14 protein-coding genes are annotated in these 19,318 nt (G+C 31.2%); 5 read left to right on the top strand and 9 right to left on the bottom strand.

Annotated features, from left to right (window positions below):
• Positions 1-5 precede the first annotated feature (5 nt).
• The 3 genes from ACLII3_RS06645 to ACLII3_RS06635 all read right to left on the bottom strand — a co-directional run bounded on the left by ACLII3_RS06645 (position 6) and on the right by ACLII3_RS06635 (position 3,817).
• Positions 6-980, bottom strand: a complete 975-nt coding sequence (locus tag ACLII3_RS06645; RefSeq protein WP_412987461.1) for a DUF4837 family protein — start codon at positions 978-980, stop codon at positions 6-8.
• Positions 981-999: 19 nt separating this feature from the next.
• Positions 1,000-2,553, bottom strand: a complete 1,554-nt coding sequence (locus tag ACLII3_RS06640; RefSeq protein ID WP_412987459.1) for a LysM peptidoglycan-binding domain-containing protein — start codon at positions 2,551-2,553, stop codon at positions 1,000-1,002.
• A gap of 76 nt (positions 2,554-2,629) precedes the next feature.
• Entirely contained in the window at positions 2,630-3,817 is a 1,188-nt protein-coding gene (locus ACLII3_RS06635; RefSeq protein ID WP_412987457.1) for a phosphoglycerate kinase, read from the bottom strand.
• A gap of 118 nt (positions 3,818-3,935) precedes the next feature.
• On the opposite strand from ACLII3_RS06635, the gene ACLII3_RS06630 reads away from it, so the two are divergent.
• Both ACLII3_RS06630 and ACLII3_RS06625 read left to right on the top strand, forming a co-directional pair.
• Positions 3,936-5,090: an ATP-binding protein gene (locus ACLII3_RS06630; protein ID WP_412987455.1), complete on the top strand. Its 1,155-nt coding sequence runs from the start codon at positions 3,936-3,938 to the stop codon at positions 5,088-5,090.
• Entirely contained in the window at positions 5,090-6,010 is a 921-nt protein-coding gene (locus ACLII3_RS06625) for a diacylglycerol/lipid kinase family protein (RefSeq protein ID WP_412987454.1), read from the top strand. The genes ACLII3_RS06630 and ACLII3_RS06625 overlap by 1 nt, the downstream gene beginning before the upstream one ends.
• A 51-nt stretch (positions 6,011-6,061) precedes the next feature.
• Here the strand turns inward: ACLII3_RS06625 and ACLII3_RS06620 are convergent, their stop codons facing one another.
• The 6 genes from ACLII3_RS06620 to ACLII3_RS06595 form a co-directional block, all read right to left on the bottom strand.
• Positions 6,062-6,580, bottom strand: a complete 519-nt coding sequence (locus ACLII3_RS06620; protein ID WP_412987452.1) for an OmpH family outer membrane protein — start codon at positions 6,578-6,580, stop codon at positions 6,062-6,064.
• A gap of 231 nt (positions 6,581-6,811) precedes the next feature.
• On the bottom strand, positions 6,812-7,663 hold the full coding sequence (locus ACLII3_RS06615) for a class I SAM-dependent methyltransferase (protein WP_412987451.1): 852 nt from the start codon (positions 7,661-7,663) through the stop codon (positions 6,812-6,814).
• Between the two features lie 22 nt (positions 7,664-7,685).
• Entirely contained in the window at positions 7,686-8,156 is a 471-nt protein-coding gene (locus tag ACLII3_RS06610) for a hypothetical protein (protein WP_412987449.1), read from the bottom strand.
• The gene (gene mnmG, locus ACLII3_RS06605; protein ID WP_412987448.1) at positions 8,156-10,027 is read right to left on the bottom strand and encodes a tRNA uridine-5-carboxymethylaminomethyl(34) synthesis enzyme MnmG; all 1,872 of its coding nucleotides are present in this window, start codon (positions 10,025-10,027) and stop codon (positions 8,156-8,158) included. The genes ACLII3_RS06610 and mnmG overlap by 1 nt, the downstream gene beginning before the upstream one ends.
• Positions 10,028-10,091: 64 nt before the next feature.
• Positions 10,092-10,502 (bottom strand): rRNA maturation RNase YbeY, encoded by a 411-nt coding sequence (gene ybeY / locus ACLII3_RS06600; protein ID WP_412987446.1) that lies wholly within the window; start codon positions 10,500-10,502, stop codon positions 10,092-10,094.
• A complete protein-coding gene (locus tag ACLII3_RS06595) occupies positions 10,495-13,839 on the bottom strand; it encodes a hypothetical protein (protein ID WP_412987444.1) in 3,345 nt (1,114 codons plus the stop codon). The genes ybeY and ACLII3_RS06595 overlap by 8 nt, the downstream gene beginning before the upstream one ends.
• A gap of 109 nt (positions 13,840-13,948) precedes the next feature.
• Here ACLII3_RS06595 and ACLII3_RS06590 point away from each other — a divergent pair, with 109 nt between their 5' ends.
• The 3 genes from ACLII3_RS06590 (at position 13,949) to gltX (ending at position 19,317) form a co-directional block, all read left to right on the top strand.
• Positions 13,949-14,989 (top strand): alkane 1-monooxygenase, encoded by a 1,041-nt coding sequence (locus ACLII3_RS06590; protein ID WP_412987443.1) that lies wholly within the window; start codon positions 13,949-13,951, stop codon positions 14,987-14,989.
• A gap of 108 nt (positions 14,990-15,097) precedes the next feature.
• Positions 15,098-17,671 (top strand): carboxypeptidase-like regulatory domain-containing protein, encoded by a 2,574-nt coding sequence (locus tag ACLII3_RS06585; protein ID WP_412987441.1) that lies wholly within the window; start codon positions 15,098-15,100, stop codon positions 17,669-17,671.
• A gap of 128 nt (positions 17,672-17,799) precedes the next feature.
• On the top strand, positions 17,800-19,317 hold the full coding sequence (gene gltX / locus ACLII3_RS06580) for a glutamate--tRNA ligase (RefSeq protein ID WP_412987439.1): 1,518 nt from the start codon (positions 17,800-17,802) through the stop codon (positions 19,315-19,317).
• Position 19,318: the final 1 nt, after the last annotated feature.

Below are 19,318 nucleotides of genomic sequence, written 5' to 3'. Positions count from 1 at the left end.
TTTTTTTATTTAATCTTTAAGGATTTAATTATTGACTCCAATTCAAAAACATAATCTCTTTTTTCTACAGATGGTGCAAACACAAACCCTTCAGCAATAATATATCTGTTGTTTATTTTATCTTCAATTGCATAGTTAATGAAAGGCCCAGACATAAATGCCTTTTTCACTTCCCAAACACTTCGTGTTACATACGTTGGCTTATTATCTAATATAGAACTCCCAATAAAAGGCGTATAAGCATCTTCGGTTATCATATAAGAACCATCTAATGGTCCTGGAATATGAGCTTGACCTATGGAATCTCTTATTTTTATGATGTCATTAATTGTTTCATCTCCTTTAGAAATCGCATCTAAAGGCATTTCGTATAACATCAAGTTTATAGTTCCTGTTTTAATATCTCTTCTTAACCAGAAGAATTTACCATCTTCCTTTGCAACTCTATAGGCTGAAGGAAATTGAATTGTCAAGCCTAAAACATCCTCTATATTGTTGTTTTTATTTAATGACTTTCTAATTCTGCGTTGTTTTTCCTTAATTTCTTCTGTTTTAAAAGCAGAAATAATTTTTGCAGCATTTGTATTTATCTGGTCAATAATTTCTTGATTAGTTTGTCCATAAACAACAGCCATTTTTTGAGGCTTAGCATATGCGTTTTCAAAAAACTTCGTATCAGCATCTTTACCTTTTACAACTTTTAGAATGGTTCTGTTTTTAGTAGCAAAATCAGTAAAAACAACTGTTGGCATTTGTTTTAATGAAAATTGAGGTTCGTCTTGTGGCAGTCCATATAAAGGAGCTCCAATAGTATTTCTTATAGATTCTCCAATTTCTCCTTCCCAAAGATCATTGTCAATTACTACAGATAAACTATTAATGTTTCCTGAAGAAGCAGATACTACTCTCTTAGATTTCCCTTCTTCTTCACAAGAATAAAACAAGATTAAACTCAGTACTATTAAAGCTATTTTTTTCATGGTTTTGCTATTTTAAAATTTACTTAGAAACAATCAACGTCATTCCTGGTTTTAATTTTGTACCACTAATATCGTTCCAATCTTTTAAATTCTGAACAGAAACACCAGGAAATTTTTGAGAAATACTCCAAAGTGAATCTCCTGATTTAACTTTATAGATTTGTTTTCCCTTACTATTCTTTACTGTTTTAGGTTTTTCTGTATTTGAGTTTGAAGGTTGAGTCGCTGGTTTTCTTGGGTAAATTGTTAACCTTTGACCTATTCTTAAATTATTACTTCTTAAACCATTCCATCGCTTTATTTGGCTTACTCTTACACCATATTTTCTAGCAATTTTCCCTAAATAATCACCTGACCTAACACGATACCTAATCTTTGTATCGTTTTCAAAAAACTGAGGCAATGGTTTTTCTCGTTTTTCAAACTCTCGTTTAGCATAAGCATAAATACTATCTTCATGAGTTACAAAAGTCCCAATATACTCTCTAGGTAAACGTAAAGTGTAATTTTCGTCTTTAATAAATGGGATTATATCCAACTTATAAGATGGGTTTAAAAACTGTAACTCCTCCATGTTAACTCCTGTAACTTCTGAGACTTGATCAAGTGTAATCATGTGCTTAACCCTTACAGTATCTGTTTCTATATATCTAACCTGTGCTTTTTGAGGTTGAAAACCATGCTCCTCTGCATATTCAAAAATATACATAGTTGCTAAAAATGCTGGTAGGTATCCAGCTGTCTCACGTGGAAGATTTGGCCTTATATTCCAATAATTTTGATAACCTCCAGAACGTCTAATTGCTTTAGTGACATTTCCTGGTCCCGAGTTATATGCAGCTAAAGCTAAGTCCCAATCTCCAAATATTTTATACAAACTTGCCAAATATTTACTTGCTGCTTCAGTAGACATAATTGGATCGCTTCTCTCATCAACATAACTACTTACGTCTAACCCAAACTGCTTTCCAGTAGCAAACATAAACTGCCATAAGCCTGTTGCTCCAACTCTTGACTTTGCTCTTGGTTTTAAAGCAGATTCTACTATTGCTAAATATTTAATTTCTAATGGAATATTGTGATTATCTAACTCTCGTTCAAACATTGGAAAGTAATACTCACTTAAAGCCATTAGTTTTTCGAAAGACTTACGTCTGTTCTTTAAATATCCTTTAATAACGCTTTCTAGCGATGGATTGTATTCAATATTAAAAGGGGTTTTTGCGTCTAATTCTGCAAGACGTTTTTTAAGCGTGTCTGTTGGCAATTCAGGATAATAAACCTCTTCATATTTTAACTCTGAAACCGACTTATATATAGTATCATACAAAGAAGAACTATACAGTTCGCTTAACCATTTTTCATCGAGATCTGAAGCAAACTTAAGGTCTTCTAATTTTTTAGGGATAGTATCAGAAGCTGCTTTTAAAGTTTGTACTATTGTTGATTTATCATCAATTAATGTGTCAACCTTAGTTTCTTTAACTTCTTTTTTTTCTACAAGCGTAGAATCTTGAGATTGAGAAAAGCCCAGTTGCACACAACACAATAACAACAATAATCGAGTAACCATAAAATCTATTTGTATTCAGAAAACGTTTATGGCGCTAAAATCGTATTTTTTTACGATTAATAAAATTAGAACACTATTATTCTAAAATAGCTGCAATACCAGGAAGTGTTCTACCTTCTAAACTTTCTAACATAGCTCCTCCACCTGTACTTACATAACTTACTTTATCTTGAAAACCAAACTGCTTAACTGCAGCAACAGAATCACCTCCTCCAACAAGGCTAAATGCACCATTTTTGGTTGCTTCAGAAATAGAATTTCCTAATTCAATCGTTCCTTTAGCAAAGCTTTCCATTTCAAAAACACCTAAAGGACCATTCCATAAAATTGTTTTACAAGTGTTTACCACTTCATGAGCTAGTGTTATAGATTTAGGTCCACAATCAAGTCCTTGCCAACCTTCAGGAATTGCATTAACATTTACTACTTGTGTCTCAGCATCGTTACTAAAACTATTTGCCGCAATTACATCTACAGGTAAATGTATTTTCACATTTTTTGCTTCAGCCTGCTTTAAAATATCAAGTGCTAACTCCATTTTATCGTCTTCACAAATAGAATCTCCTATTTGTCCTCCTAACGCTTTAATAAATGTAAAGGTCATTCCGCCTCCAATAATGATATGATCTACTTTATCAAGAATATTTTCTATGATAGTAATTTTAGAAGATACTTTTGCACCACCTAAAACTGCTAAAACTGGCTTTTCTCCAGTTTCCATTACTTTTTTAATACTCTCTATTTCTTTAGCTAGTAAAGCTCCAAAACACTTTTTGTCGTTAAAAAATTGTACCACAATTGTTGTAGAAGCATGTGCTCTATGAGCAGTTCCAAAAGCATCATTAACATAAATGTCTCCTAATTTTGAAAGCGCTTCAGCAAAACCTTCATCACCTTTCTTTTCTTCTTCATGAAAACGCAAGTTTTCTAGTAATAGAATTTGACCTGGTTGTAAATTTGCTGCTGCTTTTTCAGCTTCTTCTCCAACACAAGAACTTACAAACTGTACTTCAACACCAATAATTTCACTAACTTTTGATACTATATGTTTTAACGAAAACTCTTCCTGAACACCTTTTGGACGTCCTAAATGCGACATTAAAATACAACTTCCACCATCTTCAAGAATTTTGATAATTGTAGGTTTTGCAGATACAATTCTAGTAGTATCTGTTACTTCAAATTTGTCGTTTAAAGGGACATTAAAATCTACACGTATTAATGCTTTTTTGTTATCAAAATTAAAGTCGTTAAGCGTTTTCATTGGTTGTTTTTTTTAATAATAATGCACAAAGGTAATTAATTAAATTGCGGTAAAAAATTGGTTTTTTCACGAAAACGATTTCAGTGTAAAAGAATTTTTAAAACGCTATATTTGTTCGATGTTATTCTCAGAAATACTAGGTCAAAAACATATAAAAAAACACCTTACTCAAAGTGTTGATAATGGTCGTATTCCGCATGCACAGCTTTTTGTTGGAAAAGAAGGCTCAGGAACTTTACCAATGGCTATTGCTTACGCAAGATATATACTTTGTAATAATTCTGGAGGCGAAAACAACTCTGGTAATGAAGCGTGTAACTTAAAGTTTAATGCACTGTCTCATCCTGATTTACATTTTGCTTTTCCTGTAACTACCAGTGACAAAGTAAAAAGCAAACCTGTTTCTAGTTTTTACTTAGACGAATGGAGACAATTGCTAAAAGAGCAGCCTTATGGTAATTTATTTGATTGGTACAAACTTTTAGGAGTCGATAATAAACAAGGTCAAATAGGTGTTGATGAAGCGCTAGAGATTGTAAAATCTTTATCTTTAAAATCGTACGAAGGTGGTTATAAAGTCATGGTTATTTGGATGGCTGAAAAAATGAACACACAATGTGCCAACAAACTCCTTAAATTAATTGAAGAACCGCCTAATAAAACGGTTTTTATTTTAATTACCGAAGACGAAGAACAGATTATAAATACTATAAAATCGCGTTGTCAAACACTACACTTTCCACCTTTAGCAGAAGACGATATAAAAAACGCTTTAATAAATAAATATAATATTGATGAAAATATTGCGGTGAAAATCGCGCATCAATCTAATGGGAATTTTAATAAAGCAGCAGATTTAGTTTATCACGATACTGAAGACACACAATTTGAAGATTGGTTTGTGTTTTGGGTAAGAAGCGCTTTTAAGGCTAAGGGAAATAAAGCAGCTATTCACGATTTAATCTCTTGGAGCGATGAAATTGCAAAAACAGGTAGAGAAACTCAAAAGCAATTTTTAAATTTTTGTTTAGATTTTTTTAGACAATCAATGCTTTTAAATTATAATGTTCAAGAACTAGTATATATAGAGCCTAAAAGCAAAAATTTTAAGTTAGAAAACTTTGCTCCTTTTGTTCATGGTAATAATATTATGGATATTTCTAACGAGCTTCAAGATGCAATTTATCATATTGAACGTAACGGGAATTCTAAAATTATTCTTACAGATTTATCTATAAAGTTAACACGTTTACTTCATAAAAAAGCTGAATAATGCAAGCTTCAAAAAAATGGTTTGTTATTATTAATCCTACTTCGGGAAATGGTGCTTCTAAAAAATTGTGGCCAAAAATAAAACAGGAATTAGAGGACAATAATTTTGAATTTAAATTTGCTTTTACCAAACATCCCAATCACAGTAAAAAATTATTACAAAAACCTGTAAATAAAAACATTAAACACATTATTTGTGTTGGTGGAGATGGCACAATTCATAATATTGTTAATGCTATTTTGCAACTAAAAAAACAATCTGTTGATAATATAAAACTAGGAGTAATACCCATTGGCACTGGAAATGATTGGGTTAAAACTCATGGCATTTCTTCTAAAAATTACAAACAAGCAATTCAAGTTATTTTAAAAGGTAATTTAAAACAACAGGATATTGGGAAAATAACACTAAACAACAATAAGAACAAAGAAGTCTATTTTAATAACTTAGCTGGTGTTGGTTTTGATGGCTATATAGTTACTAAAGTATCAAAATACAAACACCTTGGAGCTGTTGCTTATTTAATAGGGACATTAATGGGTTTGTTCTCTTTCAAAAACTACAATGCTACTGTTACCATAAACTCTGAAACTAAAAAAGTAAAAGCATTAATGATACTTATTGGTATTTGTAAATACTCTGGAGGAGGAATGCAACTTACCAAATCTCCAGTTTATAATGATGGCTTATTTGATATAAGTATTGCTGAAAATTTTAAAGCTTTTGACATTATAAAAAACATTATAAAACTATTTAATGGTAAGGTTACCAACTCCAAGAAAATAAACACCTACAAAACCACTGATATAAGTGTTAATACAGAAATAGATCAACCAATTCAAGCTGATGGCGAACTATTAGGTTTCGGAAGTTTTAAGTGTAGTATTGTTAAAAATGCATTACGTTTTTATAGCGCATAAAAAAGGCTAAACAAAAATGTCTAGCCTTCAAATATCTATTGTTTTAAGCGCTTAATTAGCCTCTTTATATTCAGCGTTAATAGCGTCTAAAATCGTTTTAGTTAAATCACTAGTTTCTTGTCCATACATTACACTTCCAGCTTCATTACTCCCTAAAATAAAGTTATATCCATTTTTTTGACCATAATCTTTTACAAAGTCTTTAACTTTTTTGATTAATGAATCATTTTGCGACTGACTTTCTTGAGAAATTTGTTGTTGCTCAAACTGAATTCTTTGAGATAGCGCTTGCTCTTTTTGTTGTAACTCTTGAGATAATTTTTGAATGTTAGCTTGTGACATTTTTCTAGCTTTAATTTCAGCATCATTGATTTCTAACTGAAATGCTTGACGTAAACTATCAGTTCTTCTCTTGAAATTATCAATTTTTGCTTGAAGTCTTGCTTCAACATCTTTTTTCTCTTGATATTCATTAATTAATTCAGAATTATCAACAAATCCTATTTTTTGAGTTTCTTGACAAGAATTAAAACTTACAACTGCTAAAAGTATTACTACTAATTTCTTCATTATTTATAATTTATTTTATGGCGCAAAAATAGAAAAGTTAAAACGATAACAAAGTCTGTTTAACAGAGTATGTTAAAGCTATAAAAATTATTTATACACAAAAACAAATTTGATTAAAATAATTTATCGTTTTTAATTCAAAATAAAGCGTTTTAAGAGGGTTTTAAAAACACTGCGTGTATTTAGGTGTTTTACCGCTAAAACAATTAAGAGTGCTTTTTAAAATTAATTTTAGTTGTTTTTTAGCACATAAATTAAGGAAGAATACTCTCTTGAGGTCTTTGCTTTAAAATTTGACTTAAACCCAATCCAAAAACTTTTAATAGGATTCATTTTTCCTGATTTATATTTTTCAGAAAGCAAACAAACATAATAAGCATCAAATTTCATTGGTAATGTTTTTTCAACAATCATATCAACTTTAGAAAATAACTTTGAAATTGATGTTTGCGAAAAATGCCATAAATGTCTAGGAACATCATAAGCAGCCCAAAAATTTTTATAATGCATTGCATCAAAACTTTTATAATTTGGTACTGCTATTACTAACCTTCCATTAGGCTTTAATAATTTTTTTAAAATAGAAATATGCTCGTTTAGTTTTGGTAAATGTTCTAATACATGCCAAAGAGTAATTACATCAAAACTTTCGCTGTCAAATTTTAATAATTGTTCAACTTCAAAAACTGAATTATTTGTTTTTTTATTAGCTAAAGTGCGAGCATTTTCGTTTGGTTCTATTCCAGAAACAATCCAATCATTTTGTTTTGCTACCTGCAAAAAATCACCTGTTCCACATCCAACATCTAACAGCTTTTTTTTATCTGTATGAAAACTATTAATTAATTTTAGTTTTCGTTTTAAAGAAACACCTTTAACTAAGTGGTATACTTTTTCAAATAAATTTCGCTTTGCATCAGTATGCGAAATATAATCTTCGCTCTTATAATAATCTGAAAGTTTTGCTTCTTCTGGTTGTGGAAATGTTTCTAAAAGTTCTAAATCAGAATTAAGAATAAGCTTAAATTCTTCTCCAGAAACCGAATAATCTTTTACCTGTAAATATACTTTTGGGTCTTTCATAAAACTAATGTTCCACGTGGAACTATTTTAAAGTATTATATAATTCTACATCTAACATTTCTGATAAACTACTACCTAAACCCAAAACTTTATTCTTGTTAGGTGATTCGAAAACTATAGTATTTTGATTACCCTTAAAGAATTTAATTGTGTATGATTTATACTTTGCATCGTTAAGAGTGTTTGGTACAAATCCTCTATTATTTGTTTGGATAAATGATTGGTGAAACAATGAAATATAATCTGGAAATAACAACTTCATTTTTATCTTAAACAAAGGAATAGTAAACACAGTAATCTGTCTATAGTTTATAAAATTCTTTGATATAATGTAGTTATAACCTAAACCAAAAATTATTACAGCTAAAAAAATCAACAGTATTCCAGTAACAAGATTTTCTCCAGAACCCAAAAATCCAACAACCAATAAAGGCAAACCAAATGCTAATTTAGGTCGTATAGAAACAGTTTGTTTTAAAACAATACTCTCCATTATCTTCCCATATAAACTAACAATACAGAAATATCATTAGGAGATACACCGCTAATTCTAGACGCTTGAGCAACAGAAGTTGGTTGTATATTTTTAAGCTTTTCACGAGCTTCAAAGCTCATAGATTTGATTTGAGAATAGTCAAAATCTTTAGGAATTTTAACATACTCTAACCTATTTAATTTATCGGCATTCAATTTTTCCTTTGCAATATATCCAGAATATTTCACCTGAATTTCAGTTTGCTCGATAACCTCATTATCCAAATTATTATCTTGAATATACTGTTCAACAGCCTTAAACTGACGCACATCTTCAATAGTAATATTTGGTCTAGCATAAAGCTTAAACATCTTATCAGATTGTTTAACAGGTGACGAATTTTTTGCTTCTAAAACAGGATTAGCCTCTTCTGGTTTTACACTTGTATCTCTAAAAAACTGGACAAAATTTGAGGCTTGTGTATGCTTTTCTTCCATACGTTTTAAACGCTTTTCACTAGCCAAACCTAAATCATAACCTTTTGGTGTAAGCCTTAAATCTGCATTATCTTGTCGTAATAAGGTTCTATATTCAGCTCTAGATGTAAACATACGATAAGGCTCCTCTGTTCCCTTTGTAATTAAATCATCTATCAAAACACCAATATAAGCTTCATCTCTTTTTAAAGTAAAAGGATCTTTTTCTTGAACTTTCAAACTAGCGTTTATTCCAGCCATTAACCCTTGTGACGCAGCCTCTTCATAACCTGTAGTACCATTTATTTGTCCAGCAAAATATAATCCTTCAACTAACTTAGTTTCTAAAGTATGCTTTAATTGTGTTGGTGGAAAATAATCATACTCTATAGCATAACCTGGGCGAAAAAACTTAACGTTTTCAAATCCAGCAACAGAACGTAATGCTTTAAATTGAACATCTTCTGGTAAGGAAGTAGAGAAGCCATTAATATAATACTCTACTGTGTTCCATCCTTCAGGTTCTACAAAAAGTTGATGTCTATCCTTATCTGCAAAACGGTTAATCTTATCTTCTATAGAAGGACAATAACGAGGCCCTAAACTTTTAATTCTACCATTAAACATTGGCGATCTATCAAAGCCCTCACGAAGTAAATTATGCACTTCTGGACTTGTATAACTCATATGACAAGATCGTTGTTTGGTTAATGGTTTTGTAATATCTAAATAAGAGAATTTCTCAGGGTTTTCATCTCCTGGTTGCTCAATCATTTTAGAGAAATCTAAAGAACGACCATCAACTCTTGGTGGTGTTCCAGTTTTCATTCTTCCAGATTCGAAACCTAAATCAATAAGTTGTTCTGTAATTCCAGTAGCTGATCGCTCACCTGCTCTACCACCACCAAAATTCTTTTCTCCAATATGAATTAATCCATTTAAAAAAGTTCCATTAGTTAACACAACACTTTTAGCTCTTACTTCAACACCAAGCGATGTAGTAACACCAACAACTTTATTACCCTCCACCAATAAACCTCTAACCATTTCTTGATAAAAATCTAAGTTCTGTGTTTGTTCTAACAGTAATCGCCAATCTTCAGCAAAACGCATTCTATCACTTTGCACCCTAGGACTCCACATAGCAGGTCCTTTAGATTTATTAAGCATTTTAAACTGAATAGCCGAAGTATCACTAACAATACCACTATAACCTCCAAGCGCATCAATTTCTCGTACAATTTGCCCTTTTGCAATTCCACCCATAGCAGGATTACAAGACATTTGCGCAATGTTTTGCAGGTTCATAGTAATAAGCAATGTTTTACTTCCCATATTTGCAGCTGCAGCTGCGGCCTCACTACCTGCATGACCACCTCCAACTACGATAACATCATATTCTTTATCAAACATTTTCTTGGTATTGTATTAATTGTTCCACGTGGAACATTTTTAAGTGTGCAAATATACGTTTAAACTATGAAATTAGGTTTAAGTAAAAATCTTCTTTAGAGCGCATCACCTTAGCTTCGTCGTCTGTTTTATCCTTATAGCCACAATAGTGTAATACACCGTGTACAATAACACGATGAAGTTCATCTTGGAAAGACACTTTAAAATCTTTAGCGTTATCCTCTACCCTTTCAATAGAAATGAAGATATCTCCGTGTAGTTCTTTTCCTACTGAGTAATCAAAACTTATAATATCTGTTAATGTGTCGTGATTAAGAAAATCAACATTGATTTTATGTAAATATTCATCATTACAAAACACATAATTAATATCGCCTTCTTTACAATCTTCAGCTGATATTACATCAGAAATCCAATTAGAAACTTTTTGCTCATCTTCTAGTTGAAACGCATCTTCGTAGTTAAAACTAATCATTTGTTTTTTTAAAATAGGTTTGCACTTTCTTTTTGTAAACTTGTTGCAAAGGTAATGCTTGTCTATTTAATATTTCGGTTGTATTGAAGTATTGTTTAATATTAGGAATTTGATTATTTGTGTTATTATTAAACTGTTGCGTGTTTGTTGTTGACTTTCGCTTTTGCTCTTCACCTTGTTGAAATGTAGCGTTTTCTAACTTTAATAATTGATGTTGCAATGCCATCATTTTTTGTAAAGTTTGATTTGTAAACCCTTTATTTAATAAGTCTAATTCAACCTCTTCCATCTTTTTAAGCAAGTTTTGTCCAGAACCACTATTTCCTTCCTTAGCTAATCTATCTTGCAATGCTTGTCTTAATTCTTGTTGTCTTTGATAAATCTCAAAAAGCTCACCATTTAACTCTTCGCTATTAGAATTACCTTCACCTTGCTGTTTGCCTTCTTTGTTTCCTGGTTGTGGCTTTTCCCCTTTCTTATCACCTTCCTGTTCACCATTTTTCTCTCCTTCTTTTTTATCCATTTGTTGCTGCATTTGCTTATTGAGTTGTTCTTGACTCATAATAATGTCTGGTAGTTGCATATCTCCTTGACCTTGACCTGGAGAAGGATTCATTTGCATTTCCATATTATCTAAAACATCACTCAAAAAGTTAGCTAGCGTATTAGCTGACGTTACTGTGTATTGTTGTGCTGCAACACCTTGATATAATCTGTTTTCTGCTAATTGAGATAAGGATTTATCAATATTAAAAAAGGTTTCGGTTATCTCTTTATTAATAACTTCAGATATCATAGGTTGTCTTAATGACAAAGCAAATAAACTATCATCAATATGCTCAAAATGCTCTCTAAGGCTTTGTTGCGTTCTTAAGTGTTTTGCATACTCATTATGATTAATTTGAAGTCCTCTAAAAGTATTCATCAAGTCTTCTTGATTAAAAGAAAACAATACCAAATTATCTAGAATTTGACGCAACATATCAATATCTTCTCCCATTTGTTGGCTTGCACCCCCCATCATCATATTACTCATTTGCTCGCTCATTTGTTTCATTTTTTGAGCTGCTTTCTTTTGATTTTTTTGAGCGTTATTTTGATTATTTTGTTGCTGTTCTTGGTTTTGACTTTCTTCTTTCTTCTCTAAATTTTCACTTGCTTCTTGTTGATCCTTTTTTATGTCCTCTTCTCCTTTTTTGTCGTTTGGAACTTCAATAGGTTCCTTAAGCTCATTGTTTTCTTTTCTTAAGTCCTCTAGTTCTTCTTGAAAATCTTCAAACTTTTTGTTGAGTTCGTCTTGTTTTTCTTTGGTGTTATTTTCTTGAGATTCCTCAGATAATTTTTCTTGTTCTTCTGCTAGCTTCTCTAGATCTTCTTTAAGTTTTTCGGTTTTTTGAGCAACATAATAACGCTTTGTTAACTCAACTAGTTGTTCTAAACTTCGTTTCTTATTCTTATTTTGTTTAGCAAGTTCTTCAAGTTTTTGTGATAACTCTTCTTTATCTATTTTTTCTGATAATTTTTCAAGCTCCTTTAAAAGTTCTTCATCTTTTTTTAATTGCTCTTGATTATCGTTTAGGCGTTCTTTTAAATCTTCTTTAAACTGGTCGTCTTCATTTTCGTTTTGAAACTGTTCTAAATTTTCTTGAAGCTTTTTATTGAAGTTTTGCATCATTTCTTCCTGCTGCTTCTGTCTTTTTAAAAAGTTTTCAAGCTTCTTTTTATCGTTAAAATTAAGCTCAGATTTTTCCTTTTGTGTTTTAGATAACTCTTTAAGCTCTTCTTCTTGACTCTCTAGTTTTTCGAGTGAATTATTTAAATCCTCTATCGTTTTGCTTTGCTCTTGAAGTTGATTTTCCTTCTTTTCATCTTGTGTTAATTTTCTAAAACTATATGTATTACTTTTAGTGCTTTTGAAATTACTTAAAGCATCATTATCAAAAACTTCAAAATATAATTCGTAAGCCTTTCCACCTTCTAAGTTTAAATTATCTGGAAATACATTTACAAACTCATCAAAAGCTTGATTAGATATAGGAATGTTAACTGTTTCTTTTTTCGTTTCTTCATTAATTGGATAGTAAACTAAATTAAGCTTACTTAAGCCATAATCGTCACTAACCTGTCCATAGAAATACATAATTTCAACATCAGTTGAATCTTGTTTCATTTGGAGGTTTAATTCTGGATATTGATCCTTTATCACATCTATACTAAATGCTAAACTTTCGTAATCTTTCAAACTTTCATTACTTGTGTTTAACGAATAATCAAAATTATTATATAGTCGCTTAGAAAGGTTAAATTTATTATTAGAACCGTTAAACTCTAATATAGTATCGTTTGTAATCAACGTTACATTTTCTGTAGCCTTGGTATTTAATTGCCAAGTAATTTTTGTCCCTTGTGGTACTACAGCATTTCCTATACTTTTAAGAGTTTCGTCTTTCTTTTTAGTATGAGATGGATAATCTAATACCATATCAAAACCTAACAATGTTGGTGTTTGCAGAATGTTAAGCGTGTATGTTTTTGAACTCACATTATCAGAAAACACATTAAAATCTATGCTTGATCTTGGTTGAGTAAACACATATTCAAAAGTTCCTGTTTCCTTTTGTTTTAAAAAGTAAATCTCTTCATTATATGTTATTTGAACATTGTCAGGAACAACATCACCTTCAGTTTTAACTAGTAATGTAAAATCTTTATTTTCAATAGCTTGTAAATCGTTATTCAAAATAAAAAATTGATAAGGTGCTGGTGGTTCATATGCTGTTTGGTAATTTACAACACGCTCATAACTATCACTAAACCAATCGACTTTTCCTGACAAATAAGACCCAAGAATTATTAGTAAAGGTACAGCTGCATACTTAAGATACTTGGTATTCGACTTAAAATTAACAGCTAATTTAAATGGAATTGGGTTTAACTCTTTTGATTTTTGCTCAATGCTAGCAATTAGTAATTCAGATTGAGCACTATTTTGATTTAACTGAAGTACATTTAATAATTTATCATTTACTTCTGGAAAATGATTACCAATAATAACAGAGGCTTCTTCGTAATTAATTCCCTTTTGTAGCTTAAAGAGTCTTGCTAATGGAGTTAAAATAAACTTTAAAAACAATGTGAATTCAACTGCAATAAAAATCCAAAACAATATGGTTCTACCTAATGGACTTAACCACAATAAATATTCAACAAAAAGCGTAAACAAAAAGTATAACAAACCAATAGCAAAAAATAAAATAGCGCCTTTTAATAACTCGTTTGTATAATAGCGTTTTATAAATTGCTCAAGCTTATTTTGTATGGTTTTAAAACTACCCAATCCTTGCTCTTTACTAATTCAACTAATAAAACTACAATTTTATTATTAACTTGTAATGCGTTTTAAGATAACATTTTGATAAAGTTGTTGTTTTACAAACTCTTTACTTATGAAAGACCTTAAATATCTAGCTGCTTTTTCGGTACCTTTAACTGCATTTATTGGATTGTGGCTTAAAGAATATTGGACCTTTTTTACACCTATTTATTCATTTGTTTTAATTCCAATTTTCGAACTATTGCTACCTCTAGACCACTCAAATTATAGTGAAGTTGAAAAAGAAAATAAAACAATAAATTCCATTTTTGATTGGATGTTATATCTTAATCTTCCTATTACTTATGGTTTATTAGCTTTTGCTTTGTTTACAGTGTCTTCAACAAATTTAGAAACGTATGAGTTTATTGGATTAATACTAACAACGGGAATGGTTTTAGGTACCAATGGTATCAATGTTGGACATGAGTTAGGACACAGGCAATCTACCAACGAACGTTTTATTGGTAAAGCATTACTTCTACCCTCTTTATACATGCATTTTTATATTGAGCATAATCATGGACATCATTTACATGCAGCCACTAAAGAAGATCCAGCAACAGCAAGATATAATCAAAATGTATATGCTTTTTGGATAACCTCAACTGTTAGGCAATATTTTAGTGCATGGAAAATTCAAACAAAGCTCTTAAAAAACAATAACCTTGGTTTTTTATCTATTAAAAATGATATGTTTTGGTATATCATTTTACAACTAATTTATTTATTCATTGTATTTATTGCATTTGGAAAATTAGCATTGCTTTTTGCTGTTGGCGCAGCTATAACAGGGTTTTTACTACTTGAAACCGTAAACTATATAGAACATTATGGTTTATTAAGAATGAAAACAAAATCGGGACGTTACGAGCGTGTAAAACAGGTACACTCTTGGAATTCTAACCACGTTGTTGGACGTATTATTTTATACGAGTTAACACGCCATAGCGACCATCATTATAAAACTTCAAAAAAATATCAAATTTTGGAGTGTCATGAAGAAAGTCCGCAAATGCCTTTTGGTTATCCAACATCTATGGTTATTGCTTTAATACCTCCTTTATGGTTTAAAATTATGAATAAACACGTACCTCGTGATATGATAAATTAATAATTAAAACAATTTATCATGTTGATTTTCTTACTTTTACAGTAGGTGTTTTTACTTTTAAACTGTTACATAGTTATATCAACCTATTTTAATCTTATGAAAAAAGCAATGAAACTCTTACTATGTATGTTCATAGTAAGCGCATTATCATGTAATGATGATGATGTAACTTCAGGAAACAATGGTTCTACTCCAATAGAAACAAACTTCTCTGAAAACTTTGGATCTCAAATTAATGCACGTTTTTTAGGGCGTGTTATTAACGAACAAAAAGAACCTCTAGAAGGTGTAACTATTAGTGTAGGAAACACAATAACTACTACAGATGCTTTTGGTATATTTTCGATAACCAATGCAAGTGCTTACGAAAAGTTTGCTTATATCACTGCCGAAAAAGACGGTTATATAAAAGGTTCTAGAGCTTTAGTACCTTCAGAATCAAGTGTAAATCAAGTTGAAATCATGCTTTTAGAAAAAAATGTGGTGGCAACAATTAATGCAGGAGAAACCTCAACTGTAAACTTAGATAATGGAACAACAGTAACTTTTGATGGTGGATTTGTTTCTGCTAATGGCAATACATATAGTGGAACCGTAGATGTTATTTTAAAACATTTAGATCCAGATGACGAAAACATGACTGCAATGATGCCTGGAATGTTATTTGCTCAAAACGAAAATGGAAATGCAGTAACACTAGAAACTTACGGAATGCTTGCTGTAGAATTAAAATCGGCAAATGGCGAGGACTTACAGTTAGCAGAAGGAAGTACTTCACAAATATCAATGCCTTTAGCTTCAAGTACAACAAACCCTCCTAGTACAATACCATTATGGCATTTTGATGAAGAAGCTGGTTACTGGATTGAAGAAGGAGAAGCTACTTTACAAGGAAATATGTATGTTGGTGAGGTAAGTCACTTTTCATTTTGGAATTATGATTTTCCTTATCCTTCAATTTATTTGTGCATTACATTACAAGATGAAAATGGAAACTTATTACCTAATACTGCTTTAGATTTATATTCTAGTTTGTTAAATTCTACTGGTACTTATGGTTATACTAGCTCAAACGGAATTGAATGTGGATTGGTACCTGCTAATGAGGAGTTTACTTTAACAGTACCTTATCCTTTGTGTTCAACAGAACCTTTTGACACAAACATAGGTCCTTTTTCTTCTGATACTAATATTACAGTAACCGTAGAGTCTCAAGATATCTTATCATTTACAGGTAACTTCCTTTCTTGTAACGGAGACAATGTAACCAATGGCTATGTTCAATTATTTATAGATGGTCTTTCACAAGTTATTCCTATAGAAAATGGAAACATAAATTACACTGTTTATCATTGCAACGCTAGTACATACTCTATAAAAGGAGTTGATGTTGAAAACAATCAAATAACCGATTTAATAACTGGTGTAATTGATGGTGAAACTATTGATTTAGGTGCTTTTAGTGCTTGTATCACATTTGAAGATAGTGATAACGATGGTGTATTTGATACTTATGAAGACTTAAATGGTGATAACGATTTAACTAATGATGATACTGATCAAGATGGTATTCCTAACTATCTAGATGAAGATGATGACAACGATGGCATAAATACTATAGACGAAAATTACGATGGTGATAACGACCCAGCTAATGATGACATAGATGGCGATGGTATTCCTAATTATTTAGACGATAATGATGTTGGTATATTTGATTTTGAAATGGCAGGAATTGATTGTAATCCAGTTTTATTTGACTTCGATCTTATGGTTAATGGTATATATACTATGCCAAATACTACTTATACATTTTACCAAAATGAAGCAGATGCTATTGCAGGTTCTAATGCAATAACAACACCAAGTAATTATACTGTGCCTTTTTCTCAAATGATAACAGGTAACCAAATGATTTTTGTAAAAGGAACTAATACAATACATGGTTTTTCAGCCATAGCAACCATTTATTTATACCTAGATTATATTGATAGTGATCAAGATGGTTTAACCGATTGTGAAGAAATTACTGGAATCGACGATCCTAACACATTTATGGTAGCAACAGGAATAAGTGATCCTAACGACCCAGACGATCCTAATATTCAAAGTGAATACCCTCAACATGGTACTTTAGAAGTTTGTGACGATAACATACCTGATGGTGTTGCTAATTTTGATTTACATAGTATGGATTACTACTTTTCGACAGGTATTTTAGAAATATCTATTTCTTATTATCAAACAGAACAAGATGCGCTTTTTACAGATAATCCATTGGTAAGTCCATACACAAATACTGTAAACCCTGAGACACTTTTCGTGAGAATAGAAGATGCTGATACAGGAGAAATATTTCAAATATCAACCTTAACCTTAGTAGTAAACCCTCTTTTTGAAATACCAACAGATTTATCAATTACAGAGTGTGATGGTGATGGTGATGATTTTACTGAGTTTAATTTAGATAGTTTAAACGATCAAGTACTTCAAGGAGCTACAGAATATACAGTAACTTACCATGAAATACAAGCTGACGCTGAGGCAAATGTAAATCCTATTCCAGCAACATATACAAATATTGTCCCAGGAATTCAAATTATATTTATACGTGTAGAACACATGGAAACAGGATGTTATAATATAGGCTCAGTAGATTTAATTGTAGATTCAGGTTGTTAACACACTTTTAAATAATTATAAAAAAGCACCTAAAATTTTAGGTGCTTTTTGTTTTAAACCCCTTCCTTCTTTTTTTCTTTGTTCTCTTATCTTATCAATCTATCTTTGCACCTTATTAAATGACAAACATGAGTAACAACGTTCGTGTGCGATTTGCACCAAGCCCAACAGGACCTTTACATATTGGAGGCGTAAGAACTGCGCTTTTTAATTATTTATTTGTTAAAAAACATAACGGAACTTTTGTTCTTCGTATTGAAGACACAGATCAAAATCGCTATGTTGAAGGTGCTGAAGATTATATTGTAAAATCTTTGGAATGGTGTGGTTTTCCTTTTGATGAAGGTCCAGGTTTAAACGAAAAATTTGGTCCTTATAGACAGAGTGAACGTAAGCATTTATACAAGCAATATGCAGATCAATTAATTGCTGAAGGTAAAGCCTATTATGCCTTTGATACTGCTGAACAATTGGATGCACATAGAAAGCAACACGAAGCTGAAGGCAAAACTTTTATTTATAATTGGCACAATCGTGAAAAAGGACGTTTAGTAAATTCTTTAGTCTTAACGCCTGAAGAAACACAAGCTAAAATTGATGCTGGAGAGGATTATGTCATTCGTTTTTTATCGCCTCAAGATGAGACTTTACACTTAAAAGATATTATTCGTGGAGATATTAAAATTGATACCAATACTTTAGATGATAAAGTCTTATTTAAGGCTGATGGTATGCCAACTTATCATCTAGCAAATATTGTTGATGATCATTTAATGGAAATCTCGCATGTAATTCGTGGAGAAGAGTGGTTACCATCTTTAGCATTACACTTTCAATTGTATGATGCTTTTGGTTGGGAAGCACCAGAATTTGCACATTTACCATTGATTTTAAAACCAACAGGAAAAGGAAAACTAAGTAAGCGTGATGGTGATAAATTAGGATTTCCTGTATTTCCATTAGAATGGACAGATCCAAAAACTAATGATATTGCTAGAGGTTATAAAGAAGATGGATATTTTCCAGAAGCTGTGGTTAATTTCTTAGCATTTTTAGGATGGAACCCAGGAACTGAACAAGAGATTTTTGATTTAGAAGGATTAGTAAAAGCCTTTGATTTAAATAAAGTAAATAAATCTGGAGCACGTTTTGATCCTGATAAAACGAAGTGGTTCAACCATCATTATATGCAAGAGCAATCTAATGCAGATTTAGCTGTAGCATTTAAAAATATACAACCAGAATTAGCTAATATAGATGAAGGCTATATAGAAATGGTTATTGCTTTGGTAAAAGAACGTGCAACCTTTGTAAACGACTTTTGGAGCTTAACTAGCTATTTCTTTGTTTCTCCAACAAACTACGATGAGAAAGCTTCTAAAAAGGCTTTTAAAGAGGGAACAAAAGAGATTCTAGAAACTGTAAAAGGTTTAATTGATGGTATTAAAGATGTGACTGCTGAAAACCTTCAAAACACAATCAAAGGTTGGATTACTTCAAATGAAATTGGTTTTGGAAAAGTGATGATGCCTTTACGATTGGCTTTAGTTGGCGCATTACAAGGACCAGATGTATTTGATATTATGTTTATGATTGGTAAAAACGAATCTATAAAACGTATAGATAACGCTATAACAACTTTATAAT

Source organism: Pontimicrobium sp. IMCC45349, assembly GCF_047219225.1.
GTDB lineage: Bacteria > Bacteroidota > Bacteroidia > Flavobacteriales > Flavobacteriaceae > IMCC45349.
This window is presented reverse-complemented; position numbering and strand designations above follow the sequence as displayed.